Here is a 25,391-nt window from a genome sequence, read left to right on the forward strand (position 1 = left end):
CAAACTTACCATGAAAAAAATAGCATTAGCGGTATTAAGCCTTGGTCTACTTGTAAGTGGGTGTAGTGCAGGTGCCGACAAAGATGACAAAGTGGTTGAGAAATCGGGGAAAGCAAAAGGACAAGCAATCGTTCCGAAGTACTCTATTTCGGATGAATATTATAAGACGACTATTCCATTTGAAGCAGGAGCAGCACGTGGTTTAGTTGTACAAGGAGTAAGTAATCGTCTTGATATAGATGAATTTGAAACAGGATTAATGCGTATTGCAAAAGAATCCTTTAGTACGAAAGATCATTTCTTTAAAGGTGGAAGTGCTCTAGATACTCAAAATTTACAGATGCTTGTTAAAAGAAAGCGTACAGATGCTGAACAAAAGGAACTAGAGGACAAATTAAAAAAAGATGCAGTTAAATTTCCAAACATTGGTTTAAACCCAGCGTTAAGTGGAGGATCTGAATCATTAGAGGCAAAAAATAAAAAAAATCCAATATATATTTCAAATATTTTAGAGCATGATTATTATGTGAAAAAAGGCGGAACAGATGAACTCCAAGGCATTGTAGTTGGTTTAGCAATGAATTCGGTTCATTATTACGAGGAAGAGCATGGTTATCCGCGTGAAGCTAAAATCGAGCAAGAAAAAATGTTAGCTGAAGGGAAAAAAATGGCGCAAGAAGTCTTGAAATTTATGCATGAAAAAAAACCTGACACAAAAAATGTTCCGATAACATTTGCAATTTATCGTCAGGCTCCAAAGGCTTCACTCGTGCCAGGTAACTTTGTTTCTTATGTGAATGTTGAAAAAGGCAGTGAAACGGTTGAGGATTGGAAACAAATTAATGAGAAATATTATTTGTTCCCATCTGAACAAGCGAAAACAGATAATAAACGTGAAGACCTTGCGAGAGTATCGAACTTTAAAGCAAAACTAAGCGATTATTTCCAAGGCGACTATACAGCTGTTATCGGTACTGGTATGTATAGAGACGATGAATTAAGAGAAATAAAGCTTGATATTCCTGTCCAGTTTAATGGGAAAGCAGAAATAATTGGTTTTACACAATATGTAGCCGGGCTTGTTATGGAATACTTCCCGAATTATATGAAAGTACAAGTAACGATTAAATCTGTAGAACGCCCAGAAGCGATTATTATACGTGAAGCGAAGCAAGATGAACCATTTGTGAAAATTTTAGATTAAATAGAAAGGCTGTTCCTTTTATGGAACGGCTTTTTTTCTTGGGGAATTTTGTTATAATTTAAAATGTTATAAATAATGGGGCTAAGGGGTAAGGCACATGGACGAATTAAGTTTTCAAGTCATTATTTTATTAATTGCATTCGGCTTTTTAGCAGCTTTTATTGATTCAGTTGTTGGTGGTGGTGGATTAATTTCGCTTCCGGCACTTATGTTTGTTGGTTTACCACCAGCTTCGGCAATTGCAACAAATAAATTAGCGGCAACGATGGGGACGTTTACGAGTGCAATTTATTTTATTCGATCAGGAAAGGTCGATTTTAAAATTGTAGGAAAGTTAATCCCGTTAACTGTTATAGGAGCGGTCGCAGGTGCTTTAGTAGTAAAGTTTATTCCGCCGGATATTTTACGTCCGTTAGTGCTTGTGATGTTGGTGTTTATTGCCATTTATATTATTGCGAAAAAGGATTGGGGAAGTGTATCCACCTATAAGAAGATGACGAAAAGAAAAACATTAATATTTTTCTTTGTTATTTTAATGATAGGGTTTTACGATGGATTTTTTGGCCCAGGGACAGGATCTTTTTTAATTTTTGCATTTTTATTAATTGGTTTGGATTTTATTCAAGCGGCAGCATCTGGAAAACTTTTGAACTTTGTTAGTAATATCGTATCTTTAATTACTTTTTTATTTTTAGACGTAATTCATTTTGAATACGGTATTATTATGGGATTATCAATGATCTTAGGTGCTTATTTTGGATCAAAGTTTGCAGTTCAAAAAGGTGTTGGATATGTTAGGACTTTATTTTTATTAGTAACTATTTTATTAATCGGAAAAAATGTTTTGGAATATACTCATATTTTGTAGAGTTATACTTTTGTATAACTCTATTTTTTTATTATATTTTAAAAATTTATTAATTTTTAAAATATAAGTCTAGGAATATTTGAATAAATCTAAATTATCGTGTAGAATAATGTTGTAAAATGTAAACGTTTTTCTAAGGGGAGGCTAAAAAAATGGTAGTAGCATACAAACATGAGCCATTTACAGATTTTTCAGTGGAGGCTAACAAATTAGCGTTTGAAGAAGGTTTAAAGAAAGTAGAATCTTATCTTGGACAAGACTATCCATTAATTATTGGGGGAGAAAAAATCACTACAGAAGACAAAATTGTTTCTGTAAACCCTGCAAATAAAGAGGAACTTGTTGGTCGCGTTTCAAAAGCAAGCCGTGAGTTAGCTGAAAAAGCAATGCAAGTAGCGGATGAAACATTCCAAACTTGGAGAAAATCAAAGCCAGAAATGCGTGCAGACATTTTATTCCGTGCTGCAGCAATCGTTCGTCGCAGAAAACATGAATTCTCTGCTATTCTTGTAAAAGAAGCAGGTAAACCATGGAATGAGGCAGATGCTGATACAGCAGAAGCAATCGACTTTATGGAATATTATGGTCGTCAAATGTTAAAATTAAAAGACGGTATTCCAGTAGAAAGCCGTCCAATTGAATATAATCGTTTCTCTTACATTCCATTAGGAGTAGGTGTTATCATTTCTCCTTGGAACTTCCCATTCGCAATTATGGCAGGTATGACAACAGCTGCTTTAGTTTCTGGTAACACAGTATTACTAAAACCAGCTAGTACAACTCCTGTAGTAGCAGCGAAATTCATGGAAGTATTAGAAGAAGCTGGCTTACCGGCTGGCGTAGTAAACTTCGTTCCAGGTAATGGTTCTGAAGTTGGTGACTACTTAGTAGATCACCCTCGTACACGTTTCGTGAGCTTCACTGGATCTCGTGATGTAGGTATCCGTATTTATGAGCGCGCAGCGAAAGTAAACCCAGGCCAAATTTGGTTAAAACGCGTTATCGCTGAAATGGGTGGTAAAGATACAATCGTTGTTGATAAAGAAGCAGATCTTGAATTAGCAGCTAAATCTATCGTTGCATCAGCATTCGGATTCTCAGGACAAAAATGTTCTGCATGTTCTCGTGCAGTAATCCATGAAGATGTATACGATCACGTATTAAATCGTGCTGTTGAATTAACGAAAGAATTAACAGTTGCTAACCCAGCTGTATTAGGTACAAACATGGGTCCTGTTAATGACCAAGCTGCATTCGATAAAGTAATGAGCTATGTTGCAATTGGTAAAGAAGAAGGTAGAATCTTAACAGGTGGCGAAGGAGACGATTCTAAAGGCTGGTTCATCCAACCAACAATCGTTGCTGACGTTGCAGAAGATGCTCGCTTAATGAAAGAAGAAATCTTCGGACCAGTAGTAGCATTCTGTAAAGCAAAAGACTTTGATCATGCACTTGCAATTGCAAACAATACAGAATACGGTTTAACAGGTGCTGTTGTTACTAACAACCGTGACCATATTGAAAAAGCACGTGAAGAATTCCACGTGGGTAACTTATACTTCAACCGTGGATGTACTGGTGCAATCGTAGGTTACCAACCATTCGGTGGCTTTAACATGTCTGGTACAGACTCTAAAGCTGGTGGCCCTGACTACTTAGCACTTCACATGCAAGCAAAAACTACTTCTGAAACTTTATAAGAAATAGTAGAAGAGATCTTCGCAGTCTGCGAAGATCTCTTTTTTTTTTTTTTTTGAAAAAGTTTCTATATTTGGATCAAGATAGATATGAGTAGAAAAACTAATAAAGTAATAAGGTTTACTTCAGTAAATAAGGTATACTATATTTGTTGAATAGATTCTCTTTAAAGACAAGAAAAGTAGGTGAACAAAGTGGGAAAATATCAATTGGATTACAAAAGTCAGGTAGCCGTGGCAAAGTTTCATGAAAAACAGACGCCTGCCAAATTTGATAAAAAGCAGCAAATTGAAAAATTGCGTGCGGAGTATTTGAAAAAGAAGCAAAAATAAACAGATAAATAATATGTTACGTTTTTGATAGGAGAAACCAGTTCTAAGTACCATATATTACTATTCGGTACTTAGAACTAGCTAAACCCTATTAATATCGGGATAAACATGTAAATAGAAACAAAACAACGAGAAAAGTTGACTTATTAGTCATATTTTTTAGTATTCATTTTAAGAATTTCCTGTATAATACAATTTGAAAGAAAATCTATGGTTTGACAAGAAACACTCTTTTCGGTTTTGCTCACTGAAGGGAGTGTTTTTTTGTAGCCAAAAACTCCTCTGTACTCATTACAGTTGCATATACTCCATTTAAACTAGCCAAAATTGTGTTATGAATATAAACGGCCGGTATAGTAGCATTCTTAAAAGAAAGATCTTTTGTAGCACAAGCATCATGTATAACGGTACATGGAAAGCCGAAATCAAAAGCAGCCCTTACGGTAGCATCAATACACATATGAGTCATCATCCCGCATATGATGACGTGCTCAATGTCTAAACGTTGTAATTGTTCTAGAAGATCAGTTTCGCGAAAACTATTTGGATAATGTTTGAGTATAACGGTTTCTTCTCTAAGTGGACGTACGCTTTCATGAATATGTACACCTTCTGTATTGGGTAGGAAAAAAGTAGCGTCATCTTTTATTGCTACATGTTGGATATGAAAAATAGGTTCGTTTTTCGTTCTAAAGAGTTGTAGCAGCTGACTAGCATATTGGCTTGCTTCTACTGGATTACGCAATTCCATCTTTCCATGTGGAAAATAATCATTTTGAATATCAACGAGTAAAAGAGCTGTTTTCATATATTTATCTTCCTCCGATTTCATATTCAAATAATGGTATTCAATTTATAGAAAGGATTCTCCTTTTAAAAAATATGAAGGAGGAGAATTTAACATAACTTTAAAAATCATTATTGTATGTGGTTTTTTATTTGAAAATTTTAATAGAGGGATAATTAATATTTTTCTAAAAAATGTATTGACTCTTATTATTCTGAGTTCTATAATGAGAATTAATTAAACGACAATTAAATCGATACATTCTTATCCAGAGAGGTGGAGGGACTGGCCCTACGATACCTCAGCAACGGGTTTTTTAATACCGTGCTAACTCCAGCAAGCCTATGAAAGGCTTGGAAGATGAGAAGATGTGAACGAGTACATATAAGTGCTCTCCTTCTTATCTTTACGGTTGATAAGAAGGAGAGCACTTTTTATTTTACCTCGAAAGCTCTACTTCAAGTTTTTACAGCATATAGGAGGGAAGAAAATGATTTCTTTTAACAATGTAAGTAAAGTATATGAATCAGGTGGGCAATCTGTTCATGCGGTGGAGGATGTAACGTTATCAGTTGAGAAGGGCGAAATTTTCGGTATCATCGGTTTTAGTGGCGCTGGAAAGAGTACGTTATTACGCCTAGTAAATATGTTAGAGAAACCAACGGCAGGAACGATTTCAATAGATGATAAAGATATTACATCACTATCGACGAAAGAATTACGAAAGCTAAGACAAAGAATCGGGATGATTTTTCAAAGTTTTAATTTATTTAATTCAAGAACAGTGTTTGGGAATATTGCATACCCATTAAAGTTAGCGAAAGTACCAAAGAATGAGATAAAAGAAAGAGTAAATGAACTGCTGAAGTTTGTAGGATTAGAAGATAAAGCAAACTATTATCCAGAGCAACTATCAGGTGGTCAAAAGCAACGTGTTGGCATTGCTAGAGCACTTGCAACATCGCCAGACATTCTTATATGTGATGAGGCAACATCAGCTTTAGATCCAGAAACAACGACAGAGATTCTGAACTTATTAAAGAAAGTAAATCGAGAATACAATGTAACGATTCTACTCATTACACATGAAATGCATGTTGTGAAAGAAATTTGTCACCGTGTAGCTGTAATGGAGAAGGGAAAGGTTATTGAAGAAGGAAAACTGTTTGACGTTTTCACACAACCAAAAACAAAGACAACTCAAAACTTTGTACGCTCCATTATTAATGATCATTTACCGGAAAGTGTTCTAGGGAAAATTCAAAATGGTGGACAAATTTATCGCTTAACATTTACTGGTGAAGAGACAGGGCAGCCGGTACTATCATATATCGCGAAAAACTATAACGTCGATGTAAACGTACTGTACGGAAATATTATTGAACTTCAAAATGTGCTATTTGGAAATCTACTTGTAGAACTGCAAGGTGAGCAGAAAGAAATTCAAAAAGCATTACAACATCTACGACTACAAGTGCAGCTGAAGGAGGTAGAAGCTCATGCGAGTTGATTGGAGTATATTTTGGCCCCGCATAGTAGATGCGACGGGGGATACCCTCTTAATGGTAATTGTAACCCTTATATTTGCTACAATTCTTGGTATACCTCTAGGTTTACTATTATATGTAACGAGAAAAGGGAACTTTTTAGAAAATAAATGGGTCTTTTCTATTCTTAATATCATTATTAACACAATTCGTCCGGTTCCATTCATTATCTTCTTAGTAGCTTTAAGCCCACTAACAAGAAGTGTTATCGGAACGACGATTGGAACAGCAGCAGCAATCTTTCCGATGACGTTAGTTGCATCAATCGGTATTGCTAGAATGGTTGAAACAAACCTTGTTTCAGTTCCAAAGGGAGTCATTGAAGCAGCTCAAGCGATGGGGGCTTCACCAATTAGAATTGTTTTTGAAATCCTTGTGCCAGAAGCGTTAGCGCCATTGATTTTAGGTGTTACGTTTATGACAGTTGGTTTAATTGAATTTTCTGCAGTTGCTGGGCTTGTCGGTGGTGGCGGTCTTGGTGACTTAGCGATGACATATGGTTATCAACGTTTTGATACATCAGTTATGTTCGTAACGGTCGTTTTACTTATTATTCTTGTACAGGTAGCTCAAAATTTAGGAAACTACTTTGCGAAAGTCTTTTTACGCAGAACATAAAAAGGAAGAGGGGAAAAGAAAATGAAGAAAATTTTAGCATTTGCATTATCAGCGATTGTAGGAATTTCAGCGTTAAGCGGCTGCTCAAGTGGAGACACGGGGGCAGGAGCAAAAGAGAAAGTAGTTCGCGTTGGCGTAACCGGAACAGATGGAGACGCTTGGGAAATTTTAAAGAAAAAAGCTGAAAAAGAGGGAATTAAAATTAAACTGGTTGAGTTCTCTGATTACACAACGCCAAATAAAGCGTTAGCTGATGGAGATATTGAACTAAACTCATTCCAGCACGTTGCTTTCTTAGAGCAATTTAAAAAAGAGCATAAGTTAGATATTACAGCTGTTGGTACAACGCAAATTGCACCAATGGGCTTATACTCTGAAAAATATAAGAAGGCAAATGAAATTCCAGATGGTTCAGAAATTGCGATTCCAAATGATCCAACGAACCAAGCTCGTGCATTAAAACTTCTTGATGCAGCTGGATTATTAAAGCTTAAGAAAGACTTTGGCTTATTCGGAGATCCAAGCGGCATTGCTGAAAATCCGAAGAAGTTAAAAATTACACCGGTTATCGCACAGCAAACACCTCGTGTATTAAAAGATGTTGCAGCTTCAGTTATTAATAACGGTGTTGCTGGTCAAGCTGGATTAGATCCAGCGAAGGATCCAATTTTCTTAGAAGATCCAAAGAATGAAAATGCGAAGCCATATATTAATATTTTCGCAGCTCGTACAAAAGATAAAGATGATCCAACACTGAAAAAAGTAATTGAACTATATCATTCAAAAGAAGTAACAGATGCAATTAAGAAAGAAACAAATGATGGTTCCATTTCAGTAGATCTTTCACTTGAGGAGCTTGAAAAAATCGTAAAATAATTATCGGGTTTAACGATTAACAGTAGGAACCCCTCCGCTGTTAGCTCGTTCAACATATAATCTACTTAACAAACAAAACCCTAATTCTGTACCTTCCAATTCTGTATAACGTAGAATCCAATGTTTGTTAAGTAGAGTGATGGACCAGGAGTTTTCCTGGTCTTTTTTTATTACTGAAAGTAGCTAGCGAGTAATAAGATAATCCAAATTATAATGGGGTAAGAAAATAAGCTGAAAATAAGTGTAATTACGAATTGCTTTTTATGAATTAAGTATTTTTGGGATAAAAAAAAGAAAATAGAAAAAATAGCAATGAAAACAGCTGATATTACGCCAGGATTATAGGAACGATAAATAAAAAACAAAATAATATGTTGAACAGAGTTGAAGAAGATAGCCCCTTGTATAAAAATAATCCAGTATATAGAAGACAAGAAGTTCAGTTGATATAGAAAGACGATAAGTAAAACAAAGAGAGTTAATACAGAAATCGCAATGAAAAATTGTTGACTAGTTATAAAAGTAATCGAAAATTGATTAGCAAGATATCGTGGCATCTGGAAAGATTCTTCAAGGTTATGAATGAAAAATAAAAAGGGAATTAGCCAGATTGTAAGAGTAGTAAAGTGTCTTGCAGAAGAAGTTTTTATCAATTTACATCAGCTCCAATAAAGGGATAGAAAGCCTATAGGAAAAGGCCTTCTATAAGGATATGATTATTCAATTACAATACTTTTTAAATTACTCTCAGGTTGTGGTTGTTCGGCAACATAAGAAGATAGCTCCTCTTGCAAAATATTTAGTATTTGCTTAGCTGATTGCTGGATTGGGGGAGGTAACTCTTCTAATATATTCATACCGACTTTTATTTTTGTACGAATTACCTTCCGTAGTAGTTCCTCACGCATGCACTACACCTCCAAATCGAATGTTTAGTACATCATCTTCGAATTTTGCTCCTTGAATAGAAAGGTGTGTTAATGTTTTTGGTAATGTGATGTTCCGTTTCACAGAACCAGCACGAATGATAAGCTCATCACCTTTTTGATTTAATGCAAGTTCACTTTTGTTAGAGAAGGGAATGGAAAGTACAAAAATATATTCATCGCCATCTTTTTTTACATATTGAGTGCGACCGTTAAATTTCACTTCCGTAGGAGAAGAATCTGATTTAAATAAAGCGTCTCCTACACGCTCTAACATGGACAAACCGACAACTTCTTGTTCAAACATAGGAGCTTCGTAAATAGGAAGCGGCTGAAAACTATCTTGAATTAATGTTTTATATTTTTTTTGAGTATCTTTCCATGCTTGAAAATAAGGATCGATGACAGTATTAGGGATGACGCGGTTAATCATAATGGCATCTACGTTATAATCGTATAAATTTAAATACGTAAAGCTACGCTGAGCTTCTTTAATGACCATTTTTTCGGGATTTACAACGATGCGGATACTTGTTATTTCTCGATTTGATAAAATATCTCTCATTTCTCCGAGCTGTTCAAGTGTATTCGTTAATTCGTCCATAATATCATCGGTTGGAAGGGGGACACCAAGAAGTGGTTGAGCTACAGGACGAACAACTTTTAAAACTTTTCTTTTAATAGGAAAGAGTTTTTCCATCCACCAGCCGAGCATGTCTGGAAAACTGAGCATTGCTAATGTTTCTCCTGTTGGAGCGCAATCAATGATGATAACATCATATGTGTTTTGTTTATAATAATCGAGTACGCGAAGTAAGCTAATTAAATCTTCCATACCAGGAAACATTGTTAATTCTTCTGTTGTAATATCATCAGCTGCTTTGGAAGTGAAGAGTAGTGTAATATATTTCTGTAATTTCCCCCAGCCTTTTTCCATCTCATAAATCGTATTAATTTCTTGTGCCCACAAATTTTCACGAATTTCTAATGGCTCAGAAGATAGCTTTATACCAAATGAATCTCCTAAACTATGAGCAGGATCTGTACTCATTACTAATGTTTTTAATCCTTGTTTTGCGCTTTGAAGTGCTGTTGCTGCTGAAATGCTAGTTTTTCCTACGCCGCCTTTACCTGTATACAAAATAATTCTCATTATTCTATCCCCTTTGTTTCGAGTGTCGAATATTACGAGTGCCGAAATAAAATATTGAATAAAAACCCAACTAGGGTTTTATTCAATCGGAATGTTTTTCATTTTAGGTGTAGAAACCTTTTCTTCTGTTTTTTGCTGTGACGTAGCGATGTGATTCATGATCTTTTGGAAGATTTGTAGTAAGAATGCTTTTTCTTCTTCTGATAATGCTTCTGTCACTAGGTTAAAGTAATGGGCTGCATTTTGTTTTACTTCTTGGACGAGCATTACGCCGTTTTCTGTTAAACGAATTAATACAATGCGTCGGTCGTTTTCATCACGGTACCTTTCAATATATCCCTTTTTTACGAGGCGATTTACAACACCTGTCGTTGTACTCATCGGTATATCAAGAAGGTCAGCAATTTTTGTCATTGTAATATCTGTATTTCGCTCCATCCAAAGTAAACAAAATACTTCTGTTTTAGAAAGTGTTAAATCTAGGCTTACCCATTCTTCAGGATAAAAAAGTTTCTTGGCGTTATCTAGCAGTAAGTCTAAAAAATGTTCATATTGCAACAATTATTTCCACTCCCGTATATTTCGAGGTTCGTAATATTTGTTTTTATTTTATGCAGAATTGAAATAAATGTCAATAATTTTAACTGTTTTTTCAGATTAGACAGAAAACTAACTTTAAAATAGTATTCTTTTATGATGGATGTATAAATATAAAACTAGAACTTACATAAAAATCCATCATGGTAAATATACTTATCTATAATGGATGTATAGCTAACGAGGGGGAGAACGATGAGAAGACGTAATACGCAAGCGTTCACGTTTTTAGCATGGACTTCATTTGTTTGTGCACTTTCAGGTATGCTAATTGGGATTTATACGTTAGATGAAACGCTTAGTGTAAAAGGATATTATTTAATTGGAACATTATTTTTGACGATGTCTTGTTTTGTATTACAAAAAACAATTCGTGATAATGAAGAAGATAACGAGAGATTTCCGAAAAATAAACCGTTAGATAAAGAGTAAATCGTAAAGAAAGGCGTTTGCCTTTCTTTTTTTATGTAAAAATGCAGTAAGTGCCGTGTGTTGACTTGCTTGAAGTACTGAAAATTTGGTATCATCAATAGTATTGTAGATTGAACGATATATTATGGAGGTGGCCTAGCCGTGTCAAGAATTTCCGTTGAGAATGTAAAGCACGTAGCACATTTAGCACGTCTTGCAATTACTGATCAAGAAGCTGAAAAATTTCAAAAACAACTAGATGCAATTGTTACATTTGCAGAACAGTTAAATGAATTAGATACAACTGATGTAAAACCAACAACTCATGTATTAACTATGAAAAATGTTATGCGTGAAGATGTACCAGAAAAAGGTTTACCAGTCGAAGAAGTATTAAAAAATGCACCGGATCACAAAGATAATCAAATCCGTGTTCCAGCAGTATTAGAATAGAGGAGGGGAATTTCGATGTCATTATTTGATCATTCCGTATCAGAGTTACATAAGAAGTTAAACAACAAAGAAATTTCCGTTACGGATTTAGTAGAAGAATCTTACAAACGTATTGCGGATGTTGAAGATAACGTAAAAGCTTTTCTTACATTAGATGAAGAAAACGCACGCGCGAAAGCGAAAGAATTAGACGCGAAAATTGGTGCTGAAGATAATGGTTTATTATTCGGTATGCCAATTGGTGTAAAAGATAACATTGTAACTAACGGTCTTCGTACAACTTGTGCGAGCAAAATGTTAGCAAACTTTGATCCAATTTATGATGCAACAGTTGTGCAAAAGCTAAAAGCTGCTGACACAGTTACAATCGGTAAGTTAAATATGGACGAGTTCGCAATGGGTTCTTCAAATGAAAACTCAGGTTTCTACGCTACGAAAAATCCATGGAACTTAGATTACGTTCCAGGCGGATCTAGTGGTGGTTCTGCAGCAGCTGTAGCAGCAGGAGAAGTATTATTCTCTCTAGGTTCTGATACGGGTGGTTCTATCCGTCAGCCAGCTGCATATTGCGGCGTTGTAGGTTTAAAACCAACTTACGGACGCGTATCTCGTTACGGATTAGTAGCATTCGCATCTTCACTTGACCAAATCGGACCGATTACACGTACAGTAGAAGATAATGCATACTTATTACAAGCTATTTCAGGTATTGACCGTATGGATGCAACTTCTGCTAACGTTGAAGTAGGAAACTATTTAGCTGGTTTAACAGGCGACGTTAAAGGTTTACGCATTGCTGTACCGAAAGAATACTTAGGAGAAGGTGTTGGCGAAGAAGCTCGTGAGTCAGTACTAGCTGCTTTAAAAGTATTAGAAGGTATGGGCGCAACTTGGGAGGAAGTATCTCTTCCACACTCTAAATACGCTCTAGCAACGTATTACTTATTATCTTCTTCTGAAGCATCTGCTAACCTTTCACGCTTTGATGGCGTACGTTACGGTGTTCGTTCTGATAATGTAAATAATTTATTAGACCTTTACAAAAACACACGTAGCGAAGGTTTTGGTGATGAAGTAAAACGTCGTATTATGCTTGGTACATTTGCACTTAGCTCTGGTTACTATGATGCATACTACAAGAAAGCACAACAGGTACGTACATTAATTAAAAACGACTTTGAAAATGTATTTGCTAACTACGATGTTATTATTGGACCAACAACGCCAACTCCGGCATTTAAAGTGGGCGAAAAAGTTGATGATCCAATGACAATGTATGCAAATGACATTTTAACAATCCCAGTAAACTTAGCGGGTGTTCCAGCGATTTCTGTTCCATGTGGATTCGGTGCTAACAACATGCCACTTGGTCTACAAATCATTGGTAAACACTTCGATGAAGCGACAATTTACCGCGTTGCACATGCGTTTGAGCAAGCAACAGACTATCATACAAAAAAAGCAAGTCTGTAAGGAGGCGAGCATAGATGAATTTAGAAACAATTATTGGTTTAGAGGTTCACGTTGAGTTAAAAACAAATTCGAAAATTTTCTCTGCGAGTCCAACAGAATTCGGAGCGGAGCCAAATACACAAACAAGTGTAATTGACTTAGGATACCCAGGGGTACTTCCTACTTTAAATAAAGAAGCAGTTAACTTTGCAATGAAAGCTGCAATGGCATTAAACTGTGAAATCGCAACGGAAACGAAGTTCGACCGTAAAAACTATTTCTACCCAGATAATCCGAAAGCTTACCAAATTTCTCAATTCGATAAGCCAATTGGTGAAAATGGTTGGATTGAAATTGAAGTAGACGGTAAAAAGAAACGTATCGGTATTACACGTCTTCATTTAGAAGAAGATGCTGGTAAATCAACGCATACAGCTGATGGTTCATTAGTAGACTATAACCGTCAAGGTATGCCTTTAATCGAGATCGTATCTGAGCCAGATATGCGTACGCCAGAAGAAGCATATGCATACTTAGAGAAGTTAAAATCAATCATTCAATACACTGGCGTATCTGATTGTAAGATGGAAGAAGGTTCTCTACGTTGTGATGCGAACATTTCTCTTCGTCCAGTTGGACAAGAGAAGTTCGGTACAAAAGCGGAACTGAAAAACTTAAACTCATTCACTTACGTACAAAAAGGTCTTGAGCACGAGCAAGTGCGTCAAGAGAAAGAATTGTTATCTGGTGGTATCATCCAACAAGAAACACGTCGTTATGATGAAGCAACGAAGAAAACAATCTTAATGCGTGTGAAAGAGGGATCTGACGATTACCGTTACTTCCCAGAGCCAGACTTAGTTGAACTTTACATCGATGATGAGTGGAAAGAAGAAATTCGTGCTTCGATTCCAGAACTTCCAGATGCACGTAAAGCTCGCTACGTTGCAGAAATTGGCTTACCAGCTTATGATGCACACGTATTAACATTAACGAAAGAGATGTCTGATTTCTTTGAAGCAGCAATTGAAGATGGAGCAGATGCGAAACTAACATCAAACTGGTTAATGGGTGAAGTGCTTGCATACTTAAACAAACAACAAAAAGAATTAAAAGACGTTGCATTAACGCCTGCTGGTTTATCTAAAATGGTTCAATTAATTGAAAAAGGTACAATTTCTTCTAAAATCGCGAAGAAAGTATTTAACGAATTAATTGAAAAAGGTGGAGACCCAGAGGAAATCGTTAAAGCAAAAGGTCTTGTTCAAATTTCTGACGAGGATACACTTCGTAAAGTTGTAACAGAAATTCTTGATAATAATGAGCAATCTATCGAAGACTTTAAAAACGGTAAAGACCGTGCAATTGGCTTCTTAGTTGGTCAAATTATGAAAGCTACAAAAGGACAAGCAAATCCGCCGCTTGTTAACAAAATCTTACTTGAAGAGATTAATAAGCGATAATAATAGTAACTTGTAAAGATTAAGCAGAAAAACACCCGTACATGGGTGTTTTTCTAGGTTAATCAAACGTTTGTTTAAATGAGAGAAGATCGTTTAAACAAACGTTTGATTAACTGTCAAAAGTGGAAAAATGTTTGTATAGCAACTATGGTATGATAGTTGCAAAAAGGTGGGAATAATGATAAATCTAGACATAGAGGTTTTTTTTATCTCATGAAATAATAGATAATTATTATTCGTTACATGTAAATTGTTGTGAGGAAATAGATGGACATAAATTTTTGTAAAATAAAACAAAACCATTGAAATGAATATTTACTTTTGATGGACTACACGAATCGGGTTCTTACTGCCTGTTTGAGCGAGATAAAAGAAGGATAGGAAGATGAGAGGAGGTAGGCATGGGAATACTGAATAGAAGTTCGGTATGTTCTTTTTCAATATATAAAGAAATTTCCTGTGCTAATAAATGATGAAGCGAGCAAGAATTATTTATAATCCTACTTCTGGGCGCGAGCTATTTAAGAAGAGCTTACCGGAAGTATTACAAAAATTAGAACAAGCTGGATATGAAGCGTCTTGTCATGCGACAACTGGTCCTGGAGATGCGACTGTGGCAGCGAGGCAAGCTGCGGATCGTAAGTTTGATGTTGTTATCGCAGCTGGTGGTGATGGTACATTAAATGAAGTGGTGAACGGTTTAGTAGGACATGAACATCGTCCAAAGTTTGGAATTATTCCAGTTGGAACGACAAATGATTTTGCGCGTGCGATCGGTGTACCTCGTGCTATTGAAGAGGCTGCGGATATTATTTGTGAAGGGAAAACAGTTCCGTTAGATCTTGGTAGAGCGAATGATACATATTTCATTAATATCGCAGGTGGCGGCCGTATTACAGAATTAACATATGAAGTGCCAAGCAAGCTAAAAACGGTATTAGGCCAACTTGCTTATTATTTAAAAGGAATCGAAATGCTACCATCATTACATCCAACATATGTTGAAATCGAGTATGATGGAAAGTTGCTACAAGAAGAAATTACGATGTTTTTAATTACGAATACTCGTTCAGTTGGTGGATTCGAAAAAGTAGCACCATATGCATCGATTAATGATGGCTTATTTGATTTATTAGTACTGAAAAAAGGTTCTATCGCTGACTTAATTAAAGCAGCAACACAAGCGCAGCGTGGTGAACATATTAACAATCCAAAAGTGCTATACACGCAAGCAAACCGAATTAAAGTGCATTCACCAGATAAACTAATGATTAATTTAGATGGTGAATACGGTGGAGATGCACCGATGGAATTCGAAAATATATATCATTGTCTTGAACTATTTGTTCCTGAACAACAAGAGGATGCCCTGTAAAGGCATCCTTTTTATTATATAGAGGAATTGTAAATTGGAAGTTAGTTTGATTTTTATGGTATTTTTACAATTCGTTTATTTTATATCCATACTTTATTGATACACTGGAGGAGATAAGAAACGAGAGGTAGGGTGCTATGGAGAAGGTAAAAGCAATATTATTTGATAAAGACGGGACATTAATGGATTTTCATTCAATTTGGATAAAAGTAGCTGAAGAGCTTGTCGCTGAATGTATAAAATTATATCAACTCCCACAGTCAATGCAGCAGGCTTTATTAAAAGAAATCGGTGTGGATGGGGCATTTGTTCATCCTCGTAGCGCAATAGCTGCTGGAACGAGCCTTGATGTTGCAAAGGGGCTTTGTAAGTATATTACGTCATCTAAGGAAGAGGAGATGCATGAGTGGGTAAGTGAAAAGTTATTTTCTCTTATGTATGAGCATCGTTCCTATATGAAAATGACGGCGGATTTACCGAGAATTTTACAAGGTTTAAAGGATAGAGGATTTATTTTAGGTGTTGTTACAGCTGATGATTTTGCACCGACAGAATTGTTTTTAAAACAGTATCAATTAGAGTCTTTTTTTGATTATGTTGTAGCTTCAGATACGTTTCCGGCACAAAAACCAGATAAAAGAATTGTAGAGTCTTTTTGTGAGAAGTTTCATTTAGAAGCATGTGAAGTAGCCATCGTTGGAGATACACCGACTGATTTATATTTAGCGAGAAATGGCGGCGATTGCTATGCCATTGGAGTACTGTCTGGCACAGGAGATCGTCAAACTTTAGAACCACTTGCGGATTTAGTAGTACAATCTGTAGGGGAGTTTATTTCTCATTCGGGTGAGTTGATTTGGGAACAAGGAAAGTCTAATGTGTAAGAAAAATAAGTCTATAAGGACTCTTAATGAGTCTTTATAGACTTATTTTTTATGTCGACATAGAAGGTATGCAGGATGAATGCTGGGAAAGAACGTTGGCATACATTTTGCAATGAAAAGAGAAAACAATGTAAAGAAAAGGATGGGGTACGTAATGAACACAAAAAAATTTGCTAAAGTAAATGAACAAATTCCTGGACCGAAAGCAGCGTCTTTATTAGAACGCCGCCAAAATATAGTACCAAAAGGAGTAAGTAACGGCATCCCAACGTTTGTACAATCTGCAAATGGTTCTCTTGTAACAGATGTTGATGGCAATCAGTACATTGATTTCGCGGGAGCAATCGGAACAATTAACGTAGGACATTGTCATCCAGCTGTTAAAGAAGCGCTCCATAAACAAGTAGATCAATACATTCATACTGGATTTAATGTCATGATGTATGAGCCATATATTGAATTAGCAGAAAAACTTGCGGCATTAGCACCAGGAAGTTTTGATAAGCAAGTACTATTTTTAAATAGTGGTGCAGAAGCGGTTGAAAACGCAGTGAAAATTGCTCGTAAATATACAAAAAGACCTGGTATTATTGCATTTTCTAAAGGATTCCATGGGCGTACATTAATGACAATGACGATGACAAGTAAAGTAAAGCCATATAAATTTGGATTTGGCCCATTCGCTCCAGAAGTATATAAAGCGCCGTTTCCGTACGAATATCGCCGTCCAGAAGGATTAACGGAAGAGCAGTACGATGACTTTATTATTGAAGAGTTTAAGAATTTCTTCATATCAGAGGTAGCACCAGAAACAATTGCAGCCGTTGTAATGGAACCTGTTCAAGGGGAAGGCGGATTTATCGTTCCGAGTAAGAAGTTTGTGCAAGAAGTACGCAATATTTGTTCAGAACACGGCATCTTATTTGTAGCTGATGAAATTCAAACAGGATTTAGCCGTACAGGAAAATACTTTGCCATTGATCATTATGATGTCGTTCCAGATTTAATTACGGTATCTAAATCATTAGGCGCTGGTGTACCAATTAGTGGCGTTATTGGGCGCAAGGAAATTATGAATGAGTCTGCGCCAGGAGAGCTTGGTGGAACGTATGCAGGAAGCCCACTAGGATGTGCAGCAGCATTAGCAGTGCTTGATGTAATAGAAAAAGAGAATTTAAATGATAGAGCGATAGAATTGGGGAAATTTGTAATGAATCGATTCGAAGAGATGAAAAATAAATATAATTGCATCGGTGATGTGCGTGGTTTAGGAGCAATGTGTGCATTCGAGCTTGTTCAAGATCGGAAGACGAAAGCACCTGATAAAACGTTAACAGCTAATTTGTGCGCAGAGGCAAATAAACGCGGATTACTCCTACTATCAGCAGGGACATACGGTAATGTTATTCGTGTGTTAATGCCATTAGTTATTACAGATGAGCAACTTGAAGAAGGATTAACAATAATTGAAGAATCATTGCAAGTCTGTTATGAGAAAGCAAATACTGCTCGTGTTTAAAAGCTAAATAATAAATCGCAAACATTCTAGCTGACTCTATATAAAATGCAGAAAATTCACTTTATAATAAAGGTAGTGAAGTGAATCGATGTATTGGAAGTTAGGGGTGGCTAGGATGGTTGGAGAAAAGGAACGAGTGTTAATGGATTTACAAGATGTATTTGAATATGCGTTTGACGAAATTTTTGTGACTGACGAAAAGGGAATCGTTGTGCGTGTAAATAGTACATGTGAAAGGCACTATCAACTAGCTGCTAAAGAGTTAGTAGGTAAGCATGTGAAAGAATTGCAGAAGGATGGTATCTTTTATCCATCAGCAACGTTAGAAGTAATTGAAAAAAAGAGACCGATTGAACTCGTTCAAACGACAAAATCAGGAGAGTATTTACATGTTCGTACAAGGCCTGTTTTTGATAATGAGGGAAATTTAAGAAGGGTAATTAGTTATTCCCGTGATCTTACAGAACTCTACCAATTACGTCAAAAGGTAGAGGAAATGGATAATCAGTTAAAAACATATAAAAAAGAATTAAGAGAAACATATGAACATGAAGGACTTATTTTTAAAAGTATCGCTATGCAAAAAATAGTCGAGACAATCAAGAAAGTATCTGTGGTAGATAGTACAGTTCTCGTTTTAGGTGAGACAGGAGTAGGGAAGAGTCGATTAGTACGTCATTTACATGAAGTGAGTAACAGGAAGAATGAAAGTTTCTATGAAATTAATTGTGCGGCATTGCCAACGAATTTAATTGAATCAGAGCTTTTTGGATACTCAGGTGGATCTTTTACAGGTGCGAATCGTGAAGGGAAAAAGGGACTATTAGAATCAGCTCATAAAGGAACTCTTTTCTTAGATGAAATTGGCGAAATGCCGCTTGAAATTCAAGCGAAACTTTTGCAAGTGTTGCAAGAAAAAACGTTTCGTCCTATTGGCGGAAGAGAATTAAAAAAGGTGGACGTTAGAATTGTAGCGGCTACAAATAGAGATTTAAATATGATGGTGAAACAAGGAACATTCCGGAAAGATTTATATTATCGTCTGAATGTCATTCCAATTGTAATTCCACCACTCAGGGAAAGAACCGAAGACATTTTGCCACTCATTTATCATTATTTACAGCACTTTAACGAAAAATATGGCCGGAATGTAAAATTAGCGCCTAGCACATTGCAAATGTTTGTTGGTTACCCATGGGAAGGAAATAATAGAGAGATTGAAAATGTGATTGAGCGAATTGTTATAACTGCTGATGATATCGTTACGATAGAAGATTTGCCAATAGCAATGCAAGAATCAACGGTTGAACAGTCCGGCCAAAGTCTCTATAAAATGTTAGAAGAAGTAGAACGGAATATTATTTTGAAAGCATATAAAACATATGGATCGAGTTATAAAGTAGCGGAGTTTTTAAAAATAAGTCAATCTGCTGCCACTAGGAAGATAAAGAAACTTATAGAGGAGGAAGAACACATTGGATAAAAAAGCGACGTTTGTAAATGTAGAGAAAAAGGCGATGTATATAAATGGTGAGTGGATTACATTGCAAGAACAAATCGAAGTAAATAATCCAGCAACGAAAGAAATATTTGCGACGGTACCAAAGGGCGGGGTAACAGAGGCAAAGCAAGCTGTTGATGCTGCTCATGAAGCTTTTAAATCATGGTCTAAGTTAACAGCAGCAGACCGTGCAGTGAAGTTAAAAAAATGGTTCACACTTATCGATGAAAATAAAGAAGAGATTGCAGCGATTATGACGAGAGAACAAGGAAAGCCGTTTGCAGAAGCACTTGGTGAAGTGAATTATGCCAATAGCTTTGTTGAATGGTATGCAGAAGAAGGTAAACGCGTATATGGCGAAATGATTCCTGCTTCTCATCCGAATAAACGTATTTTAGTTATGAAACAACCGGTTGGAGTTATGGCCGCTATTACACCTTGGAACTTCCCGGCTGCTATGATTACGAGAAAGGTAGCCCCGGCGCTTGCAGCGGGATGTACGGCAGTTGTAAAACCGGCAAGCCAAACGCCGTTAACTGCTTTGAAATTAGCTGAATTAGCCCATGAAGCGGACATTCCAAAAGGCGTAATAAATATTGTAACAGGCAGTGCGAAAGCAATTGCTGATACGTGGATGGAAGATGGACGTGTTCGAAAAGTTTCCTTTACAGGATCAACTGAGATTGGGAAAGAATTAATGGCTAGTGCTGCACAAACGATGAAAAAGGTTTCACTTGAGTTAGGTGGTCACGCGCCGTTTATTGTTATGAATGATGCGGACTTAGATAAAGCGGTAGAGGCGGTAATCGGTTCGAAATTCCGTAACGCAGGACAAACGTGTATATGTACAAACCGAGTATTTGTTCAGGAAGAAGTGTATGAAGTATTTGCAGAGAAGTTTCAAAAGGCAGTAGGGCAGTTAAAAGTAGGAGACGGTTTCGGTGATGGAACGACTGTAGGACCACTTATTGACGAGAATGCAGTTTCGAAAGTACAGGAACATATTGAAGATGCTATTCAAAAGGGTGGAAAAGTTTTATTTGGTGGCCAAAAGGTTGCAGAGCTAGATGGACACTTTATGCAACCAACTGTAATTGGATTGGCGAACGATACGATGCTTTGTATGAATGAAGAAACATTCGGTCCAGTTGCACCAGTTGCGAAATTTAAAACGGTTGAAGAAGTAATCGAACGTGCAAATAATACACCATATGGCTTAGCTGCTTATATTTTCACAAAAGATATTAGTCAAGCATTCCAAGTTAGCGAGGCATTAGAGTACGGTATTATCGGATTAAATGATGGACTTCCATCAGTTGCACAAGCACCGTTTGGTGGCTTTAAAGAAAGTGGTATTGGCCGTGAAGGAGGGCATTTCGGTATCGAGGAATATTTAGAAATTAAATATATTTCATTAGGACTATAAGTAGTATACTAGAATCTCTATAAGGTAACAGAGAAGGAGATTCTAGTATGGTATATTGGTTATTATTACTTGTTACAATTATTTTTGAAGTAGCTGGAACAATTGCGATGAAACTATCAAATGGTTTAACAAAGCTTGTTCCAAGTGTACTTATTTTCGTATTTTATGGAATTTGTTTCAGCGTATTTGCTATTGTTGTCAAAAAAATTCATTTAAGTATTGCTTATGCGATTTGGTCTGGTGTAGGAACATTACTTATTACAATTATTAGCGTGTATTTCTTCAAAGAGCACATTAACTTATTCCAAGCATTTTGTATTCTTTTTATTGTTTTAGGAGTAATTGGGCTTAAGGTTTCATCGGCATCATAAAAGGCTATCTTCCGGTGCGGAAGATAGCCTTTTGTTTTTATTAAAATGCCCAGTTACCTTTACGGAAGATTGGTTCATGTCTTCCATCATCTGTAATACCATCGATATCAAGCTCAGCTGATCCAATCATGAAGTCGTTGTGTGTAATACTATTGTTTGCTCCGTTTTCGGCAAGTTCTTCTTTAGACATTGTTTTTCCGCCAACTAAGTTGAAAGCATAAGCACTTCCGATTGCAAGGTGGCAAGATGCGTTTTCGTCAAATAGTGTATTGTAGAATAAAATATTTGTATTTGAAATTGGTGAATCATGAGGTACTAAAGCAACCTCGCCTAAGAAGTGAGAGCCTTCATCTGTTTCTACTAAATGTTTTAAAGCCTCTTCACCAGTTTCAGCTTTATAGTCTACGATACGCCCGTTTTCAAATGTTAACGTGAAGTTATCGATAATGTTACCTGCAAATGCTAACGGTTTTGTGCTAGATACTTGGCCGTTTACACCTGTTTTAAGTGGCATTGTAAATACTTCTTCAGTTGGAATGTTCGCCATAAATGGTACGTTCTTTTCATTTAAGCTACCAGCACCAGCCCATACATGCTTTTCTGGAAGTTCAATCGTTAAATCTGTTCCAGGAGCTGTATAGTGAAGGGCTTTATAATGCTTTTCGTTTAAGTAATCAACTTTTGTATGTAACGTTTCATCGTGTTCTTTCCATGCTTCCACAGGATTTTCTAAATCCGCACGAGTAGCTTTGAAAATAGCATCCCATAGTTTTGCTTCTTGTTCTTCTGGTGCAACGTCAGGGAATACTTTCGCAGCCCATTCTTTCGTAGGAACAGAAATGACACACCAGCTTACTTTATCAGCTTGTACGTAATCACGGTATACTTTCATTGCTTCACCAGCTACTTTATGAGCTGTTGCGATACGCGTTGATTCTACACCTTTTAATAAATCAGGGTTTTCTGCATAAATAGACATAAATGCAGCACCTTCTTTTGCTAATTCTTCACGAGCGTGTGCTTTCCAAGATGGGAACTCAGCGAATGCTTCTTCAGGAGCTAGATCGAACTTTAAGCGTGTTAACGTCTCATCATTCCAGTCCACATATACGTGTTTTGCACCAGATTTATATGCTTTTTCTGTAACGAGGCGTACAAATTGTACAGCTTCAAGAGGTGCACTAATTGATAATGTTTGTCCTGGTTGAATATTAACACCAACATTGACTGCAAGGGCAGCATATTTCTCTAACGTTTGTTCAAATGACATATGTATAATCTCCTTTAATTTGAAAGATTTCTTACTATATATAATACAAGAAAATTCAAAAAATATATATAAATATAGCGTGAAAAGAGAGCTCAAAATATATTGAGCTCTCATCGTTATTTAATCGAAGAAGCAAATTGTTCTACAGTCGTCGAATTGTGTATGCGAACACGCTTCATTTTTAGTAATTCATCGGGTTCACCTTTCGTAATGAACTTTCCGGGTTTTGTTGTCGTCGCAAATTGATAATATTTCTTCGTTTCTGCAACAACTTTATCATCCACATGACCGAATGGATAAGCAACTGCAATAACAGGCTTACCTGTTATTTTCTCTAGCTTTTCCTTTGATTCTTTTAATTCTTCTTCATAGTTTGTAATTTTCGGCAAGTCTGCATGTGTTGCAGTATGAGATTGCATAGAGAAAATGCCGGAATCAACCATTTCTTTTATATCAGATGTAGAAAGTGATCCTTCTACATCAACGTTATCAACAATCATATATTCTGTTGCTGTAGGTTTAAACGTATCGTCTTTTAGTTTTTGTAAAACATGAAATGCATTCATATTATTTTTCATACCGTCATCAAATGTAACAAAGATAGGTTTATTTACTTTATTAATATTGCCCCAACGTTCAAAAGTTAGTAATGTATAGCCGTTGTCCTTTAAATATTTCATTTGGGCTTCAAAATTAGCAGGTGATACAAATAAGTCTTTAATGCCTTGTCCATGATAATCATCGATTGCATGGTACATAAGAACGGGAACCTTTTGCTCGAAAGTAATAGTAGATTTTGTGAGTGGAATGTTTTTCCCATCTTCTTTCATTCCTATTGCTTCAATTTGAAACTCACCGCGTTTTCCTTCAAATTCTTTTATGTCAAAAGGAAGTGTAAATTGTTTCTCCTTTTCTTTAGAAGAAAAAGATTTAGCACTTTCCTTCCCATCAGCTGTGCGCCAAATTTTATATTGTACCTCACTTAAAGTATCCTTTATATCTGTCATATGAATAGTAGTGTTTGTAGATTCGTGTGTAATCGGATGATAAGAAATTTTACCTTGTTCTTGCACAGTCTCTTCTTGTTTCTTAACTTCTTGAACCTTTTTCTCTTTTTTAGGCTCTTGACTTACATCGCTAGTATTACAACCTGCTAGAATGGCAGACGTACATAAAGCGATTGCTGCGTATTTTCTCATAAAATCACCTTCTATTGTGTATTCTGTTGCATACGTATTTAAAATCCCCACCGCTGTAAGAGAGGTGGGGACATACCCTTGTTCATCATATTATTTTAGTAACGAGATAGGTTAGTGACTTTTAATAGAGCTATTTCTATCATCTTTTAGTAAAGTTTACTTTATCCCGCTATTTGTGGGCAGTAAGACCCCACCTCAGAATTCAGCAAAAGCAAAGAGGTTAGGTGGGGGATCAACTGCCCGTAAAAGCCCGATTGGTGAGGGCTAATAATCAGTGGGGTGAACAAAACCCCCCACTGATTAAAGTTTCACTTTATAAGAGATATGAATTTTTCCATTGATGTATTAGGCCCTACAAAGTGGCGTTTAATTAAGTATTGTTCGTTTGGCATCCCTTTTGTAATGTGATTACCGTGATCAGTAGTTACTGCGAACTCATAATGTTTTTTTGTTTCTTGAACAGCTGGGTCATTATAAGAACCTACTGGATAGGCGAGAGCAATGACTTTTTTACCAGTAAGGGCTTCGATTTTTTCTTTCGAACTACGTAATTCCTCATCATAATTACTTGAATGAGCCATCATCGTATGATTAGCAGTATGCGATTGAATAGAAAAAATGCCTGAATCCATCATTTGTTTTATCTCATCTGTTGATAGACGATTTGGTTTGTCTATCTCATTTGCAGTAAGAAATTCAGTAGCCGTAGGTTGGAATCTATCATCCTTTAATTTTTGTAAAATATGAAGAGCATTCATATTATTTTTTCGACCATCATCCATCGTTACAAAAACAGGTTTATTTACACGATTTATATCATTCCAACGTTCAAACGTAAGCATCGTATAACCGTTATCTTTCAAATATTGCATATGCTTTTCGAATTGCTCAGGTGGTACGTATAAGCCGTAATCCCCATCACTTGGTCCAGGGTATTTTTCAATCGCATGGTACATTAATACGGGTACATGTTGCTGGAATGTAATTTTAGATGTTACTAGATTTGTTTCAGTATGATCTTCTTTGATTCCTACTGTTTCAATTTGAAATTCGCCACGTTTTAAATGAAATGATTTTAAATGTAGTGGGAGGGCAAAGTCACGTTCTTTTTCTTGTGAAGTAAAAGTTTGTTTGCTTTCAGGACCATCAGCAGTACGCCAAATATTGTAACGTACTTGTGTGAATGAATCTCTTAAATCCTTTGTATAAAGCGTGGTGTTTTGTGCGTTATATTCATACGGATCCCATGTAATAATCCCTTGTGTTAAAGGCAGTTCAACCGCTTTCGCTTTTTTTTGTTCAACTGTTTGTTTCGCCGTTGCTTCTTTTATTTGTGTACCACTAGTGCCACTAGTGGTACAACCTACGAGAATAGCAGAAGAAAGTAAAGCGATATATGTATATTTTTTCATTCTATCATCCTTCTATTGTGTTTTAATTATCATCACTTATGTCTTGAAA

Annotated in this window: 25 protein-coding genes and 1 riboswitch; of the genes, 17 read left to right on the plus strand and 8 right to left on the minus strand. The window is 36.2% G+C overall.

Going from position 1 to position 25,391, the window contains the following annotated elements; all coding sequences use genetic code 11:
• Positions 1-10: 10 nt before the first annotated feature.
• The 4 genes from FS802_RS25875 to FS802_RS31270 all read left to right on the plus strand — a co-directional run bounded on the left by FS802_RS25875 (position 11) and on the right by FS802_RS31270 (position 4,102).
• Positions 11-1,204 (plus strand): CamS family sex pheromone protein, encoded by a 1,194-nt coding sequence (locus FS802_RS25875; protein ID WP_000717023.1) that lies wholly within the window; start codon positions 11-13, stop codon positions 1,202-1,204.
• Between the two features lie 97 nt (positions 1,205-1,301).
• Entirely contained in the window at positions 1,302-2,072 is a 771-nt protein-coding gene (locus tag FS802_RS25880; protein WP_000343967.1) for a TSUP family transporter, read from the plus strand.
• A gap of 152 nt (positions 2,073-2,224) precedes the next feature.
• The gene (gene pruA / locus FS802_RS25885; RefSeq protein ID WP_000259557.1) at positions 2,225-3,772 is read left to right on the plus strand and encodes an L-glutamate gamma-semialdehyde dehydrogenase; all 1,548 of its coding nucleotides are present in this window, start codon (positions 2,225-2,227) and stop codon (positions 3,770-3,772) included.
• A 192-nt stretch (positions 3,773-3,964) separates the two neighbouring features.
• Positions 3,965-4,102 (plus strand): hypothetical protein, encoded by a 138-nt coding sequence (locus tag FS802_RS31270; RefSeq protein ID WP_000521651.1) that lies wholly within the window; start codon positions 3,965-3,967, stop codon positions 4,100-4,102.
• A 244-nt stretch (positions 4,103-4,346) separates the two neighbouring features.
• Here the strand turns inward: FS802_RS31270 and FS802_RS25890 are convergent, their stop codons facing one another.
• On the minus strand, positions 4,347-4,910 hold the full coding sequence (locus tag FS802_RS25890) for a cysteine hydrolase family protein (protein WP_002096904.1): 564 nt from the start codon (positions 4,908-4,910) through the stop codon (positions 4,347-4,349).
• A gap of 240 nt (positions 4,911-5,150) precedes the next feature.
• Positions 5,151-5,256, plus strand: a riboswitch (SAM riboswitch).
• A gap of 123 nt (positions 5,257-5,379) precedes the next feature.
• Here FS802_RS25890 and FS802_RS25895 point away from each other — a divergent pair.
• Genes FS802_RS25895 through FS802_RS25905 form a run of 3 tightly spaced genes read left to right on the plus strand, consistent with a single transcriptional unit; the run spans position 5,380 to position 7,930 of the window.
• Entirely contained in the window at positions 5,380-6,399 is a 1,020-nt protein-coding gene (locus FS802_RS25895) for a methionine ABC transporter ATP-binding protein (RefSeq protein ID WP_000622977.1), read from the plus strand.
• On the plus strand, positions 6,389-7,054 hold the full coding sequence (locus tag FS802_RS25900; protein ID WP_001261882.1) for a methionine ABC transporter permease: 666 nt from the start codon (positions 6,389-6,391) through the stop codon (positions 7,052-7,054). Before FS802_RS25895 ends, FS802_RS25900 begins: the two co-directional genes overlap by 11 nt.
• Positions 7,055-7,075: 21 nt before the next feature.
• Entirely contained in the window at positions 7,076-7,930 is an 855-nt protein-coding gene (locus FS802_RS25905) for a MetQ/NlpA family ABC transporter substrate-binding protein (RefSeq protein ID WP_000721587.1), read from the plus strand.
• 170 nt (positions 7,931-8,100) lie between these two features.
• On the opposite strand, the gene FS802_RS25910 is transcribed toward FS802_RS25905, so the two are convergent.
• The 4 genes from FS802_RS25910 to FS802_RS25925 all read right to left on the minus strand — a co-directional run bounded on the left by FS802_RS25910 (position 8,101) and on the right by FS802_RS25925 (position 10,570).
• Positions 8,101-8,583 (minus strand): HXXEE domain-containing protein, encoded by a 483-nt coding sequence (locus FS802_RS25910; protein ID WP_002096901.1) that lies wholly within the window; start codon positions 8,581-8,583, stop codon positions 8,101-8,103.
• Between the two features lie 63 nt (positions 8,584-8,646).
• On the minus strand, positions 8,647-8,838 hold the full coding sequence (locus tag FS802_RS25915) for a DUF3926 domain-containing protein (protein ID WP_001206441.1): 192 nt from the start codon (positions 8,836-8,838) through the stop codon (positions 8,647-8,649).
• Positions 8,831-10,012 carry an ArsA family ATPase gene (locus tag FS802_RS25920; RefSeq protein ID WP_078183498.1) on the minus strand — a complete coding sequence of 394 codons (1,182 nt, stop codon included), beginning with the start codon at positions 10,010-10,012 and terminating at the stop codon, positions 8,831-8,833. Before FS802_RS25920 ends, FS802_RS25915 begins: the two co-directional genes overlap by 8 nt.
• A 75-nt stretch (positions 10,013-10,087) precedes the next feature.
• Positions 10,088-10,570 (minus strand): MarR family winged helix-turn-helix transcriptional regulator, encoded by a 483-nt coding sequence (locus FS802_RS25925; protein WP_000942477.1) that lies wholly within the window; start codon positions 10,568-10,570, stop codon positions 10,088-10,090.
• Between the two features lie 231 nt (positions 10,571-10,801).
• Between FS802_RS25925 and FS802_RS25930 the strand changes: the two genes are divergently transcribed.
• From FS802_RS25930 to FS802_RS25975, 10 genes are all read left to right on the plus strand, one after another.
• Positions 10,802-11,038 (plus strand): YiaA/YiaB family inner membrane protein, encoded by a 237-nt coding sequence (locus tag FS802_RS25930; protein ID WP_001254393.1) that lies wholly within the window; start codon positions 10,802-10,804, stop codon positions 11,036-11,038.
• Positions 11,039-11,179: 141 nt separating this feature from the next.
• Positions 11,180-11,470 (plus strand): Asp-tRNA(Asn)/Glu-tRNA(Gln) amidotransferase subunit GatC, encoded by a 291-nt coding sequence (gene gatC, locus FS802_RS25935; RefSeq protein ID WP_000086999.1) that lies wholly within the window; start codon positions 11,180-11,182, stop codon positions 11,468-11,470.
• A gap of 15 nt (positions 11,471-11,485) precedes the next feature.
• On the plus strand, positions 11,486-12,943 hold the full coding sequence (gene gatA / locus FS802_RS25940; protein WP_000051449.1) for an Asp-tRNA(Asn)/Glu-tRNA(Gln) amidotransferase subunit GatA: 1,458 nt from the start codon (positions 11,486-11,488) through the stop codon (positions 12,941-12,943).
• Positions 12,944-12,957: 14 nt separating this feature from the next.
• Complete coding sequence (gene gatB, locus FS802_RS25945) at positions 12,958-14,385, plus strand: Asp-tRNA(Asn)/Glu-tRNA(Gln) amidotransferase subunit GatB (RefSeq protein ID WP_098653525.1); 1,428 nt, start codon at positions 12,958-12,960, stop codon at positions 14,383-14,385.
• A 469-nt stretch (positions 14,386-14,854) separates the two neighbouring features.
• Complete coding sequence (locus FS802_RS25950) at positions 14,855-15,760, plus strand: diacylglycerol kinase (protein WP_000977669.1); 906 nt, start codon at positions 14,855-14,857, stop codon at positions 15,758-15,760.
• A gap of 137 nt (positions 15,761-15,897) precedes the next feature.
• Positions 15,898-16,644, plus strand: a complete 747-nt coding sequence (locus FS802_RS25955; protein WP_000416640.1) for an HAD family hydrolase — start codon at positions 15,898-15,900, stop codon at positions 16,642-16,644.
• 154 nt (positions 16,645-16,798) lie between these two features.
• Positions 16,799-18,163, plus strand: a complete 1,365-nt coding sequence (gene gabT, locus FS802_RS25960) for a 4-aminobutyrate--2-oxoglutarate transaminase (RefSeq protein ID WP_176547017.1) — start codon at positions 16,799-16,801, stop codon at positions 18,161-18,163.
• Positions 18,164-18,278: 115 nt separating this feature from the next.
• Positions 18,279-19,646 carry a sigma-54 interaction domain-containing protein gene (locus FS802_RS25965; RefSeq protein ID WP_000232671.1) on the plus strand — a complete coding sequence of 456 codons (1,368 nt, stop codon included), beginning with the start codon at positions 18,279-18,281 and terminating at the stop codon, positions 19,644-19,646.
• Positions 19,639-21,090, plus strand: a complete 1,452-nt coding sequence (gene gabD / locus FS802_RS25970) for an NADP-dependent succinate-semialdehyde dehydrogenase (protein WP_088106795.1) — start codon at positions 19,639-19,641, stop codon at positions 21,088-21,090. Before FS802_RS25965 ends, gabD begins: the two co-directional genes overlap by 8 nt.
• A gap of 47 nt (positions 21,091-21,137) precedes the next feature.
• Positions 21,138-21,461, plus strand: coding sequence for a DMT family transporter (locus FS802_RS25975; RefSeq protein WP_000263259.1), 324 nt, complete (start codon positions 21,138-21,140; stop codon positions 21,459-21,461).
• A gap of 40 nt (positions 21,462-21,501) precedes the next feature.
• On the opposite strand, the gene FS802_RS25980 is transcribed toward FS802_RS25975, so the two are convergent.
• The 3 genes from FS802_RS25980 to FS802_RS25990 all read right to left on the minus strand — a co-directional run bounded on the left by FS802_RS25980 (position 21,502) and on the right by FS802_RS25990 (position 25,342).
• Positions 21,502-22,731: an aminopeptidase gene (locus tag FS802_RS25980; protein WP_000007363.1), complete on the minus strand. Its 1,230-nt coding sequence runs from the start codon at positions 22,729-22,731 to the stop codon at positions 21,502-21,504.
• 116 nt (positions 22,732-22,847) lie between these two features.
• A complete protein-coding gene (locus FS802_RS25985) occupies positions 22,848-23,930 on the minus strand; it encodes a polysaccharide deacetylase family protein (protein ID WP_098653528.1) in 1,083 nt (360 codons plus the stop codon).
• Between the two features lie 308 nt (positions 23,931-24,238).
• Positions 24,239-25,342, minus strand: coding sequence for a polysaccharide deacetylase family protein (locus FS802_RS25990; RefSeq protein ID WP_000761003.1), 1,104 nt, complete (start codon positions 25,340-25,342; stop codon positions 24,239-24,241).
• Positions 25,343-25,391 lie beyond the last annotated feature (49 nt).

It is taken from the genome of Bacillus sp. DE0042 (assembly GCF_007680225.1).
GTDB classification, from domain to species: domain Bacteria; phylum Bacillota; class Bacilli; order Bacillales; family Bacillaceae_G; genus Bacillus_A; species Bacillus_A wiedmannii.